The 17331-nt window shown below is 66.2% G+C and carries 17 protein-coding genes and 1 tRNA gene; 8 read left to right on the forward strand and 10 right to left on the reverse strand.

What is annotated here, in order from left to right:
- Positions 1–13: 13 nt before the first annotated feature.
- On the forward strand, positions 14–745 hold the full coding sequence (locus tag MTX35_RS06470; RefSeq protein WP_243594171.1) for a hypothetical protein: 732 nt from the start codon (positions 14–16) through the stop codon (positions 743–745).
- On the opposite strand, the gene MTX35_RS06475 is transcribed toward MTX35_RS06470, so the two are convergent.
- Positions 712–1500 (reverse strand): TetR/AcrR family transcriptional regulator, encoded by a 789-nt coding sequence (locus MTX35_RS06475; RefSeq protein ID WP_243594172.1) that lies wholly within the window; start codon positions 1498–1500, stop codon positions 712–714. The genes MTX35_RS06470 and MTX35_RS06475 overlap by 34 nt on opposite strands.
- 83 nt (positions 1501–1583) lie before the next feature.
- On the opposite strand from MTX35_RS06475, the gene MTX35_RS06480 reads away from it, so the two are divergent.
- The 4 genes from MTX35_RS06480 (at position 1584) to MTX35_RS06495 (ending at position 3231) form a co-directional block, all read left to right on the forward strand.
- Positions 1584–1668: transfer RNA gene (locus tag MTX35_RS06480), tRNA-Leu, on the forward strand.
- A gap of 62 nt (positions 1669–1730) precedes the next feature.
- Positions 1731–2390 (forward strand): maleylpyruvate isomerase family mycothiol-dependent enzyme, encoded by a 660-nt coding sequence (locus MTX35_RS06485; RefSeq protein WP_243594173.1) that lies wholly within the window; start codon positions 1731–1733, stop codon positions 2388–2390.
- A gap of 89 nt (positions 2391–2479) precedes the next feature.
- Positions 2480–2881, forward strand: coding sequence for a transcriptional regulator (locus tag MTX35_RS06490; RefSeq protein WP_243594174.1), 402 nt, complete (start codon positions 2480–2482; stop codon positions 2879–2881).
- Complete coding sequence (locus MTX35_RS06495; RefSeq protein WP_243594175.1) at positions 2878–3231, forward strand: DUF3817 domain-containing protein; 354 nt, start codon at positions 2878–2880, stop codon at positions 3229–3231. Before MTX35_RS06490 ends, MTX35_RS06495 begins: the two co-directional genes overlap by 4 nt.
- A gap of 2 nt (positions 3232–3233) precedes the next feature.
- On the opposite strand, the gene MTX35_RS06500 is transcribed toward MTX35_RS06495, so the two are convergent.
- From MTX35_RS06500 to clpS, 8 genes are all read right to left on the reverse strand, one after another.
- Positions 3234–4031, reverse strand: a complete 798-nt coding sequence (locus MTX35_RS06500; protein WP_243594176.1) for a triacylglycerol lipase — start codon at positions 4029–4031, stop codon at positions 3234–3236.
- A 15-nt stretch (positions 4032–4046) separates the two neighbouring features.
- Complete coding sequence (gene rdgB / locus MTX35_RS06505) at positions 4047–4661, reverse strand: RdgB/HAM1 family non-canonical purine NTP pyrophosphatase (RefSeq protein ID WP_243594177.1); 615 nt, start codon at positions 4659–4661, stop codon at positions 4047–4049.
- Positions 4654–5439, reverse strand: coding sequence for a ribonuclease PH (gene rph, locus MTX35_RS06510; RefSeq protein WP_243594178.1), 786 nt, complete (start codon positions 5437–5439; stop codon positions 4654–4656). Before rph ends, rdgB begins: the two co-directional genes overlap by 8 nt.
- A gap of 21 nt (positions 5440–5460) precedes the next feature.
- The gene (locus MTX35_RS06515; RefSeq protein ID WP_243594179.1) at positions 5461–6219 is read right to left on the reverse strand and encodes a cyclic nucleotide-degrading phosphodiesterase; all 759 of its coding nucleotides are present in this window, start codon (positions 6217–6219) and stop codon (positions 5461–5463) included.
- A gap of 112 nt (positions 6220–6331) precedes the next feature.
- Positions 6332–6961, reverse strand: coding sequence for a rhomboid family intramembrane serine protease (locus MTX35_RS06520; protein WP_243594180.1), 630 nt, complete (start codon positions 6959–6961; stop codon positions 6332–6334).
- A gap of 59 nt (positions 6962–7020) precedes the next feature.
- Positions 7021–8103, reverse strand: coding sequence for a P1 family peptidase (locus MTX35_RS06525; protein WP_243594181.1), 1083 nt, complete (start codon positions 8101–8103; stop codon positions 7021–7023).
- 9 nt (positions 8104–8112) lie between these two features.
- Entirely contained in the window at positions 8113–8682 is a 570-nt protein-coding gene (locus MTX35_RS06530) for a DUF2017 domain-containing protein (protein WP_243594182.1), read from the reverse strand.
- A 40-nt stretch (positions 8683–8722) separates the two neighbouring features.
- A complete protein-coding gene (clpS, locus tag MTX35_RS06535) occupies positions 8723–9082 on the reverse strand; it encodes an ATP-dependent Clp protease adapter ClpS (RefSeq protein WP_243594183.1) in 360 nt (119 codons plus the stop codon).
- A 57-nt stretch (positions 9083–9139) separates the two neighbouring features.
- Between clpS and MTX35_RS06540 the strand changes: the two genes are divergently transcribed.
- The gene (locus MTX35_RS06540) at positions 9140–10489 is read left to right on the forward strand and encodes a nicotinate phosphoribosyltransferase (RefSeq protein ID WP_243594184.1); all 1350 of its coding nucleotides are present in this window, start codon (positions 9140–9142) and stop codon (positions 10487–10489) included.
- A gap of 50 nt (positions 10490–10539) precedes the next feature.
- A complete protein-coding gene (locus tag MTX35_RS06545) occupies positions 10540–12588 on the forward strand; it encodes an ATP-dependent DNA helicase (RefSeq protein WP_243594185.1) in 2049 nt (682 codons plus the stop codon).
- Between the two features lie 7 nt (positions 12589–12595).
- On the opposite strand, the gene glgP is transcribed toward MTX35_RS06545, so the two are convergent.
- Entirely contained in the window at positions 12596–15118 is a 2523-nt protein-coding gene (gene glgP / locus MTX35_RS06550) for an alpha-glucan family phosphorylase (protein WP_243594186.1), read from the reverse strand.
- Positions 15119–15323: 205 nt separating this feature from the next.
- On the opposite strand from glgP, the gene MTX35_RS06555 reads away from it, so the two are divergent.
- Positions 15324–17330, forward strand: coding sequence for an alpha-1,4-glucan--maltose-1-phosphate maltosyltransferase (locus tag MTX35_RS06555; RefSeq protein WP_243594187.1), 2007 nt, complete (start codon positions 15324–15326; stop codon positions 17328–17330).
- The last annotated feature ends 1 nt before the right edge of the window (position 17331 follow it).

Here is a 17331-nt window from a genome sequence, read left to right on the forward strand (position 1 = left end):
CCGGGGGGAATTCATGTATTCATCGGTTACAGATATCTGCACCCAAGACGAACTGAACGCACTGCTGACGCATATCGAATCTGTTGCGTCACAATCACGTTCGCCGCACTGGACGCCCGGGTGGCGCGGCGAGAGCGAGGTCGCGCTACTGGATGCGATCTTCTCTGCTCGCGCACCCTACGGCGGACCCAGCAGCGGGGTCCGCGCAGTGCTCGCGCGATGGCGATCGCATCGTGGCGACAACCGACTCGATGATTTGACAACGCTCGCCGAACTGAATGCAGATCCTGACGTACTCGTCGAGATTCTGTCCAACCGTCAGTTCGTTCCGGGCAACAGCCGAACCAAGGCAGCAGCTGCAGCCGTGGCAGCACAGACGCTCGTGTCGGTGGGACTGAGCCGATCGAGCGACTTCGAGCAGCACACCGAGCAACAATTCGAGGCGTTCTGCGCGATTCCCGGTCTCGGCGAGACCACCTGGGAATGCATGCTCATGCATCTCGGGGTGCGGACCGACACAGCGGCCGCACATCTGAACTCCTTCGTCGCCGACGCACTCGAACCCCTCCATCAGAACCTCGCCGCCGGAATCGCCGAAGACCGCTCCCCCGTCATTCTCACCGCGGCAGCGAACGCACTCGGCACCGACCTCGCCTCACTCGAGCATGCCGTGTGGCGATACCAGCACAAGTTGCGCAGGCCCAAGCGGCGTCACTCCGGGGCAGCGCTCCGGTCGGTGGGCTGAGTGCGCGACATCAGCGCCTCCACACCGTCGAGAATGCACTCCAACCCGAACCGGTAGGCGTGCACGGGGTCGCTGGCGGCGTCGTACGACGTCGCCGCGGCCGTCCCGACCCGAGACGACACCGGAAAGCGATCACGGTCCATCACCCGTTCGAGGATCGGAGCCGTGGCCGACCACCACTGGGCATCGGTCAGGCCCGACTGCTCCTTCACACGCCTCACGCCTGCAAGGGCTCGCGCGGTACCGGAGACGTGGGTCAGAACCAACGTGAGAACGGAATCGATCTCGACGTCGTCCAGGCCGATGCCGACCAGGGCGCGCAACTCTGCCTCGTACTTGTCGTTGGTGTGCGGACCGAGCACAGGGCGTGCCCCCTCTGCTTCGAGTAGCCACGAATGCCGTTGGTACAGAGACCAATTGCGCTCGGCGACGAACCGCAGAGCAGGACGCCAGCCGCCGGCGACGGAGGACGGCTCGTCGACGTCCGAATAGAGGCCCGCGAGTGCTCGATCGATCATCAGATCGGCCAACTCTTCCCGGCCCGGCACGTGCGTGTAGAGCGACATCGCACCGACACCGAGATGCTCTGCCACGTTCCGCATCGATACCGAGGCCAGACCGCTCGCATCGGCCAGTTCGATCGCGGCGTCGACGATCGCATCCACGCTCAGTCCGGTTCGACTCGGCTTGGCATCGACTCGCCACAGCAACTCGAGGATGCGCGCTGGGTCGAACGAGTTCTCCTTCTTCACCACCCGGCGAGCCTAATCGGAGGTCGACCTGGCTCGAAGAACCGCGTCGCGCGCACCGGAGCATCGGTTGTAGACTTCACCGGCACGCGCGAGTGGCGGAATTGGCAGACGCGCTGGATTTAGGTTCCAGTGTCTCAGGACGTGGGGGTTCAAGTCCCCCCTCGCGCACCACGGTCGTTCGACCCGGCTTTTCTCGAGACTTCTGCAGGTTCCGACGTGTGAAGGCGGCTCGAATGTCCAGAAACCCCGACAACGACGCGATCTTCGCCGAGATTTCAGACGAGAGGCGTTCTCTCGCAAGAACTCTCGAGGCTCTCACCCCCGAACAATGGGACACCCCATCGCTGTGCGAGGCCTGGACGGTGCGCGACGTCGCCGCCCATCTGGTGGTCCCGTTGATCATCCCGCTCAGGCAGTTCGGCCTTGCCATGGCACGTACCCGAGGCAACTTCGACCGGGCCAATCAGCTGATGACCCAGCGTGTGAGGCGCAAGCACGGCGACGAATTACCCGCGCTCCTGACAGCTCACGCCGACAAGAAATTCACCCCGCCTGGCCACGGTCCGCTGGCCCCCTTGTCCGACGTCATCGTGCACGGACTCGACGTGTGCAGGCCGCTGGGAATCGAGCACCACGTTCCCGACCACCGCATGATCACGATGCTCGATTTCCTGGTGCCCGCGAGCGGTGCCGCACCGTTCAAGGGCCCCGAACTTCGACTGCGGTGGCGAGCAACCGATCTGGAGTGGAGCCGCGGCGAAGGACCCCTCATCGAGGGATCCGCCGGCACCCTGGCGTTGGTGCTGACGGGGCGCAGCAGCGCTCTCGCCGACGTCACCGGCCCCGGTGCCGAGCAACTCGCCCGAGCACGGGCGAACCGTCGTCGCGCATGAGTCGCACCCGAGTCGTCCATGGTGAGAATCACCGCCGGGCCGCAGCACGCGACTACCTCCAGTAGTAGTACCTCCGGTACCGTCGAGGGATGACGTCATCCCGCCCGAACCGTCGGCCAGCACTGATCGCGCTGGTCATCGTGTCCGCGGCGGTGTGCCTGGGCCTCGGCTGGTGGCAATGGGAACGCTTCGAGGCAGTCGGTGGCAACGGCCAGAACCTCGGCTACGCGTTCCAATGGCCCCTGTTCGCTGTGTTCGTGGTCTACGCCTACCGCAAGTTCGTCCGCCTCGAGGACGAGGACCCCGAGGAGGCGGCGGCGGCTCGGCCCGACGGGCCCACCGAGGTGCCGCTCGACCTGCTCCCCCAGCGGGGCGCCCCGGCAACCGACGCTGCGGACCTCGACGATCCCGAGGCCAGGCAACTACTCGAGTACAACAACTACCTCGCGGAGCTGAACGAATCCCGCGGGACCGACAGGAGCACCACGTGAGTTCGGCACCGGACAAGACACAGCCGTCCACCGACAAGAATCGGAAGATCGCGTCCGCGCTGCTGCGTTACCGCGTTCTGGCCTACGCCACTGGCATCTGGCTGCTCGTTCTCGTGACCGAGATGGTCGCGAAGTACATCTTCGAGGTCGAGAACGTGCCCAATTGGATTGCCGTCGTGCACGGTTGGGTCTACCTCGTGTACCTCGTGCTCACGGTGGATCTCGCCATCAAGGTTCGGTGGCCTGCCGCCCGCACGATCGGCACACTGCTCGCCGGGACCATTCCGTTCCTGTCCTTCTACGTCGAGCACAAGCGCACCGAGCAGGTCAAAGCCGACTTCGCCGTCTGACGTCAGCAGCCGATCGGCTGCGCGATCGCCGGATCCAATGCGTTCTGCACCAGCCGCTGAGCCAGCGGATCGTACGAGATTCCCGTGTGCTCGACGGCATTGGACGGACACACGTCCTGCAGCACCACGTTCGTGTTTCCCGCTCCGCTGAGCAGGGAGGCCGTGTACGGAACGACGACCTGGTCGTATCGGGTGACGATCGTGGTGTAGTCGATTCCCGAGACGGTGTCGCTCCCCTCGTTCAGTCGCTCGAGCACGTCGTCCTGCACCGGCGGACCTGCCGTCGGGTAGTTCGGCGGAGACAACGCCACGATCCGCGCCACGGTGCGGTCGCCACCGAGGAAGCGGGCGTAGTAGCGCGGAACCGTGCCGCCCTTCGAGTGGCCCACGATCGACACCTTCTGCGCGCCCGTCGCCGCGAGCACGGAATCGACGAACGTCGACAGTTCCGCAGCACTCTCGGGGATGGGTTCGAGCGCACCGAGGGCCTGAACCGGTCCGGTCTTGCCGTAGTCGATCGCGAACACGCAGTATCCGGCAGCGGCCAGCTTCGGCGACAGGGATGCCCAGTTGGCATAGGAGTTCTCCAGGAATCCGTGCACCAGCACCACCGGCTCGGGATGCTGCGCGCTCGGAACGCACGAGAAGTCGTTCGAGCCGGCAGGCGTCACTCCCGGGTGCGCGATCGAGTAGGCGAAAGCCTCGACGAAGGAGCCTGACACAGGTGCCGCCGAGGCAGGCGTACCCGCCAGGCACACCGCGGCGGCGGCGAGCACCACCGCAGTACGCCTCAGAATCACGCGCGCATCCACGAGCTACGTCCCTGCCAGTTCTTCGAGCGCCGGAATCAGCGTGCGTAGCGCGCGACCCCGATGCGAGGCGGCGTCCTTCTCCTCGGGACTCAGCTGTGCTGCGCTGCGGCCGTCCCCCTCGGGCACGAAGATGGGGTCGTAGCCGAAGCCGTTCTCCCCCTGCGGCTCTCGGGCAACCGCACCGCGCCACTCGCCGCGGACCACGGTCTCGGTGCCGCCGGGAATCACGAGGGCACACGCCGAGACGAAGGCGGCTCCGCGGCGCTCGTCGGGGGTGTCGCTCAGCTGCGCCAGAACCAACGCGGTATTGGCCTCGTCCTGCCCGTGTGTACCGGACCAGCGTGCCGACAGCACTCCGGGCATCGCGTTCAGGGCATCGATTTCGATACCGGAATCGTCTGCCACACAGGGCAATCCGGTGGCCGCCGCGCCGTCGCGCGCCTTGGCCAACGCATTGTCCTCGAAGGTCGCTCCGGTCTCGGGAGCCTCCGGGAACGGCGGCACCTCGTCGAGGCCGACCAGTTCGATTCCGACCACTCCGGCGGCATCGAGCACCCGCCGGAGTTCGCGCAGCTTCTTCGCGTTCCGGCTTGCTACCAGAAGCTTGGTATCAGGCACCGAACTTCTTCTTCGATTCCGCGGCCGCGGGCTCGGGCAGATCGCCGGGGTACGGCAACGCCAGAGCTTCCCTCTGCACGTCGAACAACTTCTCGATACCGACGAATGCCGAATCGAGCAGTTTGTCGAGGGTGGTGCGTGGGAACGTCGCGCCCTCTCCGGTTCCCTGGATTTCCACCAGCGTGCCGGTGTCGGTGGCGACGACGTTCATGTCGACCTCGGCGCGTGAGTCTTCTTCGTAGGGCAGATCGAGACGCACTCGACCGTCGACGACGCCAACGCTGACCGCGGCGATCATGCACGAGATGGGCTGCGGATCGGCCAGTCGTCCTGCTGCACGCAAGTAGGTGACCGCATCGTTGAGCGCCACGAACGCCCCGGTGACAGCTGCGGTTCGGGTACCACCGTCGGCCTGCAGCACGTCGCAGTCGAGTGCGATGGTGTTCTCACCGATGGCGGCGAGGTCGATGCAGGCACGCAGCGAACGTCCTACCAAGCGGGAGATTTCCTGCGTTCGTCCGCCGACCTTGCCCTTGACGGATTCGCGACCGTTGCGGGTGTGCGTCGCGGCCGGGAGCATCGCGTACTCCGCGGTGAGCCAACCGAGGCCGGATCCCTTCCGCCAGCGCGGGACGCCCTCCTCGACGCTGGCCGTGCACATCACCCTGGTGTTGCCGAACTCGACCAGCACCGACCCTGCCGGGTGACTGGTGAATCCGCGGGTGATCTTGATGTTGCGGAGCTCGTCGTCCGCTCTGCCGTCTTCTCGTCTGGACACGACTCGAAGCCTAGCGCGTCCTCAGACGGTGAATACGTCCCCCGGAAGAACGGCATGAACCGGTCCGCTGAACTCCGCCTTGGCCTCGGCGATGACGTCCTCGCGGGACGTCCAGGGCGGAATGTGGGTGAGCAGCAACTCCCCGACTCCGGCCTCGCGAGCGATTCGGCCGGCCTCGGTTCCGGACAGGTGCACGCCCTCCGGCCGCTCGGGACTGTCGGTCCACGATGCCTCGCACAGGAACACATCGGCCCCGTGCGCCAGATCTCGCACCGCCTGACACATTCCCGTGTCGCCGCTGTACGCGAACGTGCGGCCCGCGCCCGTGGTGACTCGCATGCCGTACGACTCCGGCGGGTGAAACACCTGCCGAGTCAGAATCGACAGCTTGCCGAATTCGACGGTGCGCCCGTCCACCCAGCGACGCAGATCGATCGTGTCGGACATGTCGTCGATCTGGCCACCGCACTCGGCCGAGGCCACTCCGAGCCGGAACGCTGTGTCCTTCGGTCCGTAGACGATCGCGCGCCCCTCCGGCGGAGTGGGATGGTAGCGACGCCACACCAGCAGACCCGGAACGTCGAGGCAATGATCGGCGTGTAGATGCGAGAGCAGAACGCTCACATCGCCCGGGTCGGCGTAGCGCTGCAACGCCCCGAGAACGCCCGGACCGAAGTCGAGGACGACCGGAGAGGTCTCCTCTTCTTCCAGCAAGTAGCCCGACGCGGGCGAATCGGGTCCGGACACACTGCCCGAACATCCCAGGACGGTAATTCGCATGAAAGCCATGCTGCCACGCCGAGTGCGTCACTCGAAACGTTCGGGCAGTATTCACAGCGCGAGTCGGCGAAATTCACCGCCGACGACAGATGTGTCTGCAGTTACCTCGTGACTACGAAGTGGGCCGATCGAGCGATTTCGCGCGCGCTCGCTCGGCTCTGGCGTCGGCCGAGAGCAGTCGAGCTGCAACCACTCCGCCCACCGCGCCGAACAGATGCCCCTGCCACGAGACGTTCGGTTCGCTGGGGAGCACACCCCACAGCGCGCCGCCGTACAGCACGAACACCACGACGCCGATCGCGAGTTGCCCGAGTTTGCGGGTGAAGAACCCTCGAACCAGTAGGTACGCGATGAAGCCGAAGATCAGAATCGACGCGCCGATGGTGTTCGTGTAGGAACCGGCGATGAGCCAGGTGCCGAATCCGCCGACCACCCAGATGATCCCGGTGGCGGCCAAACCGCGCGCGAGTCCGGACAGCAACACCAGAAATCCGAGCACGACGATGGGCACGGTGTTCGCGATCAGATGCTGCCAGTCGTCGTGCAACACGGGCGCGAACAGAATGCCCCACAACCCCTCGATCGAGCGCGGCTCGATGCCATTGCGTTCGAGTCTCGATCCGCTGGCCACATCGATGAACTCGATGACCCACAGCAGCACGGTGAAAGCTCCCACCAGCATGGCGGCCTGCATCCAGACCGGCCGCTCACGCTGCGCTGGACGGTTACTGATCTCGCTCATGATCGCCTCCGGATTCGGTACCTCCACGGTACCGGGCAGAGGTATCGAGTGAGCTGCGCTCAGGCTCCCGATCCGCCGAACGCGGACGTGAAGATCTGGCGGTACGTGGGGATGCCGGCCACCGAAGTGGCGTCGAGCAGGGCTCGGACGATTGCTTTTTCGACGACGATCGCTGCGGCCTCGGTGACCGCGGCCAGTACCGGGAGTTCCGCCGAGAACGCCGCGGGCACCGTGGACTCTGCGGTGACGGGTCTGGTGCCGGTGGACACGGCGAAGATCGTGTCGCCGTCGAGTGGCGAGTGTGCGGGTCGAATGGCCCGTGCCAGACCGTCGTGACCGGCAACGGCAATCCGCTTGCACGACGCCGACGACAACGCGGCATCGGTGGCGACGACCCCGATCGTGGTGTTCAGGGCAGTGCCCTTGGGTTCGAGGGCCAGCGCGGCCCACAGCTGGTTCACGTCGGGCGTGCGCATGCCGAACGACGCAGGCCCGAGCGTGCCGACACCCCACAGCAAACCGGTGCGTGGGTCGAACACTGCACCGACCGGATTGGCGACCATCAGCGCAGCGACGGTCACCCCGTCGGCAGGGCCGCCCTCGATCACCGTGCTGGCGGTACCGACACCACCCTTGAGCACGCCGGCGCGGGCACCGACACCTGCACCGACCGATCCCGTCGCGAATTCGGTCGCCGCCGCTGCCGCGGCAAGATAGCCGAACTCCGCCGTCGGACGCGCTGCCCAGTCGCCGACCGGAAGGTCGAAGATCACCGCCGCCGGCACTATCGGAACGACGTGGTCAGGACTGCCCATCGGAATGCCCTGGCCGTGTTCTTCCAGCCACCGCATGACACCGTCGGCGGCCGCGAGCCCGTAGGCGCTCCCCGCGGTCAGCAGGATCGCGTTGACGTGCTGGACGGAATGGCTCGGATCGAGCAGGTCGGTCTCTCGTGTTCCCGGCCCGCCGCCGCGGACGTCGACGGCGGCCGTCGCACCTCCGAGGGCGCGCACCACGGTGCACCCGGTGGCCGAACCGGATCCCATCGTGGCGTCGTCGAGTTCGTGATGATGACCGACCAGCAGACCTGCGACGTCGGTCAAACTGTCCCGTGGTCCGGGCGTCTGGAAGGCAGCAGTCACGCGGGCGTCCTAGGGAGTGAGGACCTGTACGAGTGAATCCTGCATCCAGGTCAGCCAGTGGTAGACATCGAGATGTGGAGCACGAGGATCACCCTCGTCGAGGACGTCGGGTGTGTCCGCATTGATCCCCAGCGTCGTGCCGAGCGCCAGCCTCACGTCGTTGAGTCCGGTCAACCATGCGTCCGCTTGCTCCTGGGTCAGCACGATCTTGCCACCGGATTCGGGCAGCGTGGCCAGGATCATCGATCCCGCGGCCATCTTCTCGTCGATGATCTCGGGTTCGTGAAGTCCGCGCAGCGCACCGTTGAGGTCGGCCGGATCTTCTTCGTCGCGGCCCGGGTCGGCGCGATGGAAGTCCGGCAGCAACCGCGCCAGCGCGGCATCCTCGGGCGGACTGTTGTGGCCCGTACGCAGACCGGTCAGCGCGGCGAGCTCGTCGGTGGGGGCGGCGGCGGAGCGGTCGCGCAGCAATCCGAGAACGGAGCCGACGAGCGACCGGAGCACGGCGGCCTCGCGAGCATCGATCTCGGATTTGATCTTGACCCCGGACAACGAATTACGTCTCGTCCACGTGCGCACTGTTGCTGATGTCCTTATCTGACGAAGAGGGGGCGAGCTACTACTTGTCCTGCTGCATGGTGGCCCACAGACCCGCCGCATGCAGCCGTCGAACATCGTTCTCCATCGCGTCGCGCTCACCACTGGACACGACGGCCTTGCCCTCCGAGTGCACCTGCATCATCAGCTCGGTGGCCTTGGCCTTGCTGTAGCCGAACAGCTTCTGGAACACGTAGGTCACGTAGTGCATCAGGTTGACCGGGTCGTCCCACACGATGGTGACCCAGGGGGTGTCGTGCGATTCGTCCGCTGCAACGGCCTCGGACTGCGCCGGAACCGCCTGCGGTGACGCGGCGACGACCTCACCTGCCGAGAAGCCGTCCACGGGCAGAAGCGTTCCATCCACCGTCAACCAAGGCATGGCAACAGGGTACGGCGTGTCGGGCCAGCCTCCCACGCTCGCCCCTTCGCTCGTAGTGTGGGCGAGGTGAGCAACGACGCGACCACGGATCACACGAATTCCAGCGACGGTGCCAGCACCGCGCTGCTGACCGATCAGTACGAGTACACGATGCTGTCCGCGGCTCTGGCCAGCGGCTACGCCGATCGCATCTGCAGCTTCGAGGTGTTCGCGCGACGCCTACCTGGTGGCAGGCGATACGGAGTTCTCGCGGGCACCGGACGCATTCTCGACGCCATCACGCGGTTCCGGTTCGGCCCGGACGAGCTGCGGATCGTCGCCGAATTCCTCGACGCCGACACCGTCGAATGGCTGCGCAACTACCGGTTCACGGGCGACATCGACGGCTATCGCGAGGGCGAACTGTACTTTCCCGGCTCTCCCGTCCTGACCGTCCGCGGCACCTTCGCCGAGTGCGTCGTCCTCGAAACGCTCGTGCTCTCCATCCTCAATCACGACAGTGCGATCGCCTCCGCGGCTGCGCGGATGGTGGCGTCAGCCAAGTCCCGTCCGATCATCGAGATGGGATCGCGGCGTACCCACGAGGAGGCCGCCGTCGCTGCCTCGCGGGCGGCATATCTCGCCGGATTCACCGCAACATCCAACCTCGAAGCCGTCCGACGCCACGGCGTCCCTGGCGCTGGTACGTCGGCGCACGCCTTCACGCTGCTGCACACCACCGCCGACGGCCCGGACGAACGGTCCGCTTTCGCGGCTCAGGTGCGCGCGCTCGGCGTGGGCACCACCCTGCTCGTCGACACCTACGACATCACCCAGGGCGTCGCCAACGCCATCGAGGTGGCCGGGCCCGAACTCGGCGGTGTGCGCATCGACTCCGGCGACCTCGGCGTACTCGCGCGCCAGGTTCGCGACCAACTGGACGCACTGGGTGCGCCGAAGACCAGGATCGTCGTCTCCGGCGACCTCGACGAGTACGCAATCGCCGCACTGCGGGCCGAGCCGGTCGACTCCTACGGCGTCGGCACGTCACTGGTCACCGGTTCCGGTGCTCCGACGGCGGGCATGGTCTACAAGCTGGTCACCGTCGACGGCATCCCCGTCGCCAAGCGGAGCAGCCACAAGGAATCGCGTGGGGGTACCAAGGCCGCTGTGCGGACGGCGCGGAGCACAGGCACCGCGATCGAGGAGATCGTGCATCCGTTCGACGCTCCCCCGACCGTCGAGAGCGATCTGACGGTGGAGACGTTGACCACCCCGTTGGTTCGCGGCGGAGAACGGGTCGCCGATCTTCCGACCCTCACCGACGGCCGTGACCTGCTGGCCCGACGGCTGGTCAGCCTCCCGTGGGAGGGCTTGAAACTGTCCCAGGGCGAGCCGGCGATCCCCACCCGCTTCGTCGAGGGGTAACTGCGGTGTCGATACCGAACCGGGTGGGCGATCGGCAGTAGTCTGCTTCGGTGCCGTCGAAGACCGAGTTGCCAACCGTTCCCGCTCTACTGCAGGTCGCGGTGCACTCGCTCGGCGGCAAGGAACGCAGCAATCAGCTGACGATGGCCTCGGCGGTAGCGCACTCGATCGATACCGGGGAGCATCTCGCGGTGCAGGCGGGCACCGGCACCGGCAAGTCCCTCGCCTACCTGGTGCCGAGCATTCGGCACGCGGTGGAATCCGGCAAGACCGTCATCGTCTCGACGGCCACCATCGCGCTGCAGCGGCAGCTGGTCGACCGCGATCTACCCCGCCTGTCCGATGCCCTGACCGAGGCAGTCGGCCGTCGTCCTAAATTCGCAATCCTCAAGGGCCGCAACAACTATCTGTGCATGAACAAGATCCATACCGGCGCCGCGCAGGAGGCACCGGACGCGGAACTGTTCGACCCGTTCGCCGTCTCCCGCATGGGACGAGAGGTGGTCCGGCTGACGAAGTGGTCGTCCGAGACCGAGACCGGTGACCGCGACGACGTCGTGCCAGGGGTCAGCGATCAAGCCTGGCGTCAGGTCAGCGTCACCGCGCGAGAATGCCTGGGCAAATCACGTTGCCCGGTCGGCGAGGACTGCTTCGCCGAGCGCGCCCGCACCGAGGCCGCCCAGGTCGACGTGGTCGTGACCAACCATGCCCTGCTGGCGATCGACGCGATCACCGGCATCCAGATCCTGCCCGAGCACGACGTCGTGGTCGTCGACGAGGCCCACGAACTGGTCGATCGGGTGACCGGGGTGGCCACGGAGGAACTGTCGGCCGCAACCGTCACCGCCGCGGCGCGTCGTAGCGCCAAACTCATCGAAGAAGAGACGGTCGACCAGCTCGAGGCAGCTGCCGAGAACTGGGCCGCAATTCTGGACGAGTTACCCCCGAGCCGCTGGCAGTCCCTCCCCGACGGCGTCGGCCCCGCACTCGCCTCCATCCGCGACTCCGCCTGGGCGGTGCGGACCGCGATCGGCCCCAACAAGCAGGGCATGGCGGCCAGCGATCCCGAGGCTGCCGCGGCCCGCAGCGCCGCACTCGTCGCGGTCGACGAGGTGCACGACAGCGCTGTCCGTGTTCTCACGGCGTTCGACGAACCCGATCCGGCCAAACGCAAGGACGTCGTCTGGCATGCCGTCGACGATTTCCGCGGCAACGTCAAACGCACCGTCCGCATCGCTCCGCTGTCGGTGGGCGGACTGCTGCGAGCGCGCTTGTTCGCCGAGTCCACCGTGGTGCTCACCTCCGCGACCTTGACCGTCGGTGGATCGTTCGACGGGTTGGCCGTCAACTGGGGGCTGCCGGCAGAGAAGCCGTCGCGCAGTGACACCGCGATGGCGTCCGGCGTCGAACCGCCGTCCGACACCGGGTCGATCAGGTGGAATTCGCTCGACGTCGGCTCGCCGTTCGACCACGCGCGGGCCGGCATCATATACATCGCCAAGCATCTGTCGCCGCCCGGACGTGACGGCCTGTCGAAGTCATCCCTCGACGAGATCGAGTCCCTGGTCAGCGCCGCAGGCGGCCGCACACTCGGACTCTTCTCGTCGATGCGCGCCGCCAAGGCCGCCGCCGAGGAGATGCGCGAACGCCTCGACACACCGATCCTGTGTCAGGGCGACGACTCCACCGGCGCACTGGTGCAGAAGTTCGCCGACGACGAGGCCACCTCCCTGTTCGGGACGCTGTCGCTGTGGCAGGGCGTCGACGTCCCTGGCCCGTCGCTGAGTTTGGTCATCCTGGACCGTATTCCGTTCCCGAGGCCCGACGATCCACTGCTGGTGGCCCGACAGCAGGCCGTCGAATCCCGCGGCGGTAACGGCTTTCTCGCGGTCGCCGCCAACCACGCGGCCCTGCTGCTGGCGCAGGGTGTCGGCCGACTGCTCCGTAGCGTCGACGACAAAGGTGTTGTGGCCGTTCTCGATTCGCGGCTCGCCACCGCCCGCTACGGCGGGTACCTGCGTGCCTCGCTGCCGCCGTTCTGGGAGACCTCGGACCCGGAGGTCGTACGCAAGGCGCTCACCCGCCTGGCCGGAAAGTAGCTGCCCTCTACGGCGTCGCCACCAACCCGAGTTCGGCATCCGAGGCGAGACCGTGGTGATGAGGTAACACGCGCACCGTGTACCCCACCGCGCCACTGTGCGGCAGCGACGTCTGCCCGGCATAGATGTGCTCACCGCCCTCGGTTCCCACGTGCGCCATGGCCGTCGTCCTGATGTCGGTGAGGTTCTCCTCGTCATCGGCCCGGCCCACCACTGCCTGCACCACGACGTCCGACGCGTCCAGTCCACCGAGATCGACGTTGGCGCGCAGCGAAAGCTCCGCACCGATCACCGGGGTGTCCGGCAGGCCGTCACTGTCGACGCGGGTGACTTTCACTGCGCCCCAAGCCTGTTCGACGCGGCGGCGGTACGACGCGACGTCCGTGGCACCGCGATGATCCTCGGCCGAGGCTGCACGGGCGGATTCGGCAGCAGGCGCGTAGTAGCCCAGTGTGTAGTCCTGAACCATCCTCGAGGCCAACACTTTCGGGCCCAGCTGTTCGAGGGTGTGCCGCACCATTTCGATCCAGCGACTCGGCACCCCGTCGTCCCCGCGGTCGTAGAACTTGGGTAGCACAGCCTGTTCGAGCAGTTCGTACAGCGCGGCGGCTTCGAGATCGTCGCGGCGGTTGTCGTCGGTGACGCCGTCCGCAGTGGGAATGGCCCAGCCGTTCTCTCCGTCGTACATCTCGTCCCACCACCCGTCGCGAATCGACAGGTTCAGACCGCCGTTGAGTGCGGACTTCATGCCCGAGGTGCCGCACGCTTCGAGCGGTCGCAGCGGATTGTTCAGCCACACATCGCATCCCCAATACAGGAAGCGCGCCATGGACATGTCGTAATCGGGCAGGAACACGATGCGGTGCCGTACGTCGGCTTGATCGGCAAACTTGACGATCTGCTGGATGAGCGCCTTTCCACCGTCGTCTGCGGGGTGCGACTTGCCCGCGACAACCAACTGGACCGGGCGAACCGGGTCGAGCAACATGGCGCGCAGTCGCTCGGGTTCGCGGAGCATCAAGGTCAGGCGCTTGTACGTCGGCACGCGCCGAGCGAACCCGACGGTCAGCACGTTCGGATCGAAAACATTCGCGGTCCAGCTGATCTCGGCCTGAGTGGAGCCGCGTTCGAGTGCCGAGCGCCGCACCCGACGCCGCACCTCGTCCACCAATTGCGCACGCAGAGCGTTACGTGTCGACCACACGCGCTCCGAGGACAGCTCCCCCTCCTGTGCCCACTCCCGGGCAGACCACGTCGGCGCGTGCACCCCGTTGGTCACCGACCCGATCGGCACCTCGGAGGCGTCGAACCCCTGCCACAGGTCGTTGAACATCTCACGGCTGACGATGCCGTGAAGTTTCGAGACTCCGTTGGCGCGTTGCCCCAGACGCAATCCCATGTGCGCCATGTTGAACACCGAGGCGTCGCTCTCGCCGCCGAGGGCGAGAATTCGGTCCATCGGCAACCCCGGCAGCAGCGCCGAGTCTGGCCCTCCATCCGTACTACCGAAGTAGTGCCGCACCAGATCCGCCGGAAACCGGTCGATTCCGGCGGGGACCGGGGTGTGGGTGGTGAAGACAGTTCCGGCTCGCACCGCGGCCAGCGCCGCGTCGAAGTCCAGCGCGCCCGAGGTGACGAGTTCGCGAATGCGTTCGACGCCGAGGAAACCGGCGTGGCCCTCGTTCATGTGGAACACCTCCGGGTCGGGCAATCCGTGCGCACGCGTGTATGCCCGGATCGCACGAACTCCGCCGATACCGGCGAGTATCTCCTGCTTGATGCGGTGATCCTGGTCGCCGCCGTACAACCGGTCGGTGACCCCGCGCAGCTCCGGGTCGTTGTCGGCGATGTCGGAATCGAGCAACAGCAGCGGGACGCGTCCCACCTGGGCGATCCACACGCGCGCCCGCAGGACCCTCGATCCCGGCATCGACACGTGGATCAACACCGGAGAATCGCTGTCGTCGGTGAGCAACCGCAGCGGGAGACCGTGTGGATCGAGGGACGGATAGCGCTCGGCCTGCCAGCCGTCGGCCGTCAGGGACTGGCGGAAGTATCCCGAGCGGTAGAGCAACCCGACGCCGATCAACGGCAGACCCAGATCGGAGGCGGCTTTGAGGTGGTCACCGGCCAGGATTCCGAGGCCGCCGGAGTAGTTGGGCAACACCTCGGTGACGCCGAACTCCATCGAGAAGTACCCGATACCCGACGGCAGAGCCCGACCCTCGGACAGCTCGTTCTGGTACCAGAGCGGACGGGCGAGGTAGTCGTGCAGATCCGCCTCGGCGGCATCCAGCTCGGCCAGAAAGCGATCGTCGACCGCGAGTTCTTCGAGGCGCGCAGGTGCGACGGCTCCCAGTACGGCCACCGGATCGCGCTCGAGTTCGGTCCACAACAGTGGATCGATGTGCTCGAACAGATCCTGCGTCGACGAGTGCCACGACCACCTGAGGTTTGTCGACAGCTCGGCGAGGGCATTCAAGCGGGCGGGAAGATGGGCTCGGACGGTGAATCGGCGCAAAGCTTTCACAGAGTCGAACCCTACCCACGGACACCGGTGTCGATGGGTGTCTTACGTGAAATCTGCTCTGCTGCGTAGGGCGCGGAAAGTATGCGTCGGCGCACGCGCCATCTCCGCTGCTGCACTACGGTTGACGAGTAGAAGCACACCAATATCGGTTCGACAAGAGGTTGCGCCCGCGCAGCCATACCTCTAGCGAAGAATGGAGTGTGAAGTGACAGGTCGACTTGGTATCGACAATGTCCTTCCAGATACGACGACCGGGAAATACCCCGCGAAAGCGGTGGTGGGCGAGACCTTTCCGGTCTCCGCCGACGTCTGGCGCGAGGGTCACGACGCGGTGGCCGCCACACTGTCGGTGCGGGGACCGGGAGGCAAACTCGAACGCATCCCGATGACACCGGGCCGCGAACCCGACACGTTCGACGCGGTGTTCGTCCCCTCTCGGCCGGGTTACTGGATCTGCCGCATCGAAGCATGGAGCGACCCGATCAGCACTTGGCGCCATGCGGTCGAAGCCAAGCTCGGAGTGGGCCAGAGTGCACACGAACTCGCGAACGACCTGGAGATCGGTGCACGGCTGTTCCTGCGCGCTGCCACCGGAGTTCCTGCCGAGAGCAGGCAACTGCTGGCCGACGTCGCCGCCGCGCTGCGCGACACCGACCGCCCGCTCCCGGCCCGCGTGTCCTCGGCGTTCGCGTCGTCGGTCGCCGACCTGTTGTTCGCGCACCCCCTGCGCGAGCTGGTGACCCGCTCGCGTGCCGTCAACATCTGGGTCGATCGCAATCTCGCTCTCAACGGTGCCTGGTACGAGTTCTTCCCACGGTCGACCGGGGGGTGGAACGAAGACGGATCACCGCGGCACGGCACGTTCGCAACGTCGATCGAGCAGTTGCCTCGCGTCGCGCGCATGGGATTCGACATCGTCTACCTGCCGCCGATCCACCCGATCGGCACCATCAACCGCAAGGGCCCGAACAACACGTTGACCCCGGGCCCGGAGGACGTCGGGTCACCGTGGGCCATCGGATCGAAGGACGGCGGACACGACGCCATCCATCCCGAGCTGGGCACCGAGGACGATTTCCGCGCCTTCGTCGCAGCCGCACAGGAGCACGACCTGGAGGTTGCACTCGACCTCGCCCTCCAGGCCGCTCCCGACCACCCCTGGGCTGCAACGCATTCCGAGTGGTTCACGGTGCTGCCGGACGGCACTATCGCGTACGCCGAGAACCCCCCGAAGAAGTACCAGGACATCTACCCGGTCAACTTCGACAACGACCGCCGTGGCATCTACGAAGAAGTGCTTCGCGTGGTCCGATACTGGATCTCGCTGGGTGTCAAGGTCTTCCGAGTCGACAACCCGCACACCAAGCCGCCGGACTTCTGGGAATGGCTCATCGCCGAGGTCAAGAAGACCGACCCGGACGTATTGTTCCTCGCCGAGGCCTTCACCCGTCCGGTACGGATGTACGGCTTGGCGCAGCGCGGCTTCACCCAGTCGTACACGTACTTCACCTGGCGTACTGCGAAATGGGAGCTGACCGAGTTCGCCGAAGAGCATGCACGACGCGCCGACGACGCACGTCCGAACCTGTTCGTCAACACCCCGGACATCCTGCACGAGAGCCTGCAGCACGGCGGGCCCGGAATGTTCGCTCTCCGAGCAGCTCTCGCAGCAACGATGGCTCCGACCTGGGGCGTCTACTCCGGCTACGAGCTGTTCGAGCACCAGGCCGTGCGCGAAGGCAGCGAGGAATACCTGGACTCGGAGAAGTACCAGTTGCGTCCACGCGACTTCGAGGGTGCACTCGCCCGCGGCGAGTCGCTCGAGCCCTGGATCACCACGCTGAACGCGATCAGGCGTGCACATCCGGCGCTGCAGCAACTACGCAACATCCACTTCCACAGCATCGACAACGAGGCGTTGATCGGTTACTCCAAGTTCGACCCGCAGACCGGTGACTCGATCCTGGTGGTGATCAACCTCAATCCATTCGGGGCCGAGGAAGGCACGATCCACCTGGACATGCCCGCCCTCGGGCACGACTGGCAGGACACCCTCACGATCAAGGACGAAGTGAGTGGCGTCCACTACGACTGGGGCCACACCAATTTCGTCCGGCTCGAGCCCTGGACGTCGGTGGCGCACATCTTCACGCTCCCCCACATCCCATACCCGGCACGAATCGAACTGGCCTACCGCGGCAACCGAAAGTGAA

Source organism: Rhodococcus sp. ARC_M12 (genome assembly GCF_022810385.1).
Lineage (GTDB): Bacteria > Actinomycetota > Actinomycetes > Mycobacteriales > Mycobacteriaceae > Rhodococcoides > Rhodococcoides navarretei.

Coding starts and splice junctions, on each gene's coding strand:
- MTX35_RS06490 (WP_243594174.1), top strand. CDS start 2,480: ATGACGTCATCCCGCCCGAACCGTCGGCCAGCACTGATCGCGCTGGTC.
- clpS (WP_243594183.1), bottom strand. CDS start 9,082: ATGCCTTGGTTGACGGTGGATGGAACGCTTCTGCCCGTGGACGGCTTC.
- MTX35_RS06470 (WP_243594171.1), top strand. CDS start 14: ATGTATTCATCGGTTACAGATATCTGCACCCAAGACGAACTGAACGCA.
- MTX35_RS06520 (WP_243594180.1), bottom strand. CDS start 6,961: ATGAGCGAGATCAGTAACCGTCCAGCGCAGCGTGAGCGGCCGGTCTGG.
- MTX35_RS06515 (WP_243594179.1), bottom strand. CDS start 6,219: ATGCGAATTACCGTCCTGGGATGTTCGGGCAGTGTGTCCGGACCCGAT.
- MTX35_RS06485 (WP_243594173.1), top strand. CDS start 1,731: ATGTCCAGAAACCCCGACAACGACGCGATCTTCGCCGAGATTTCAGAC.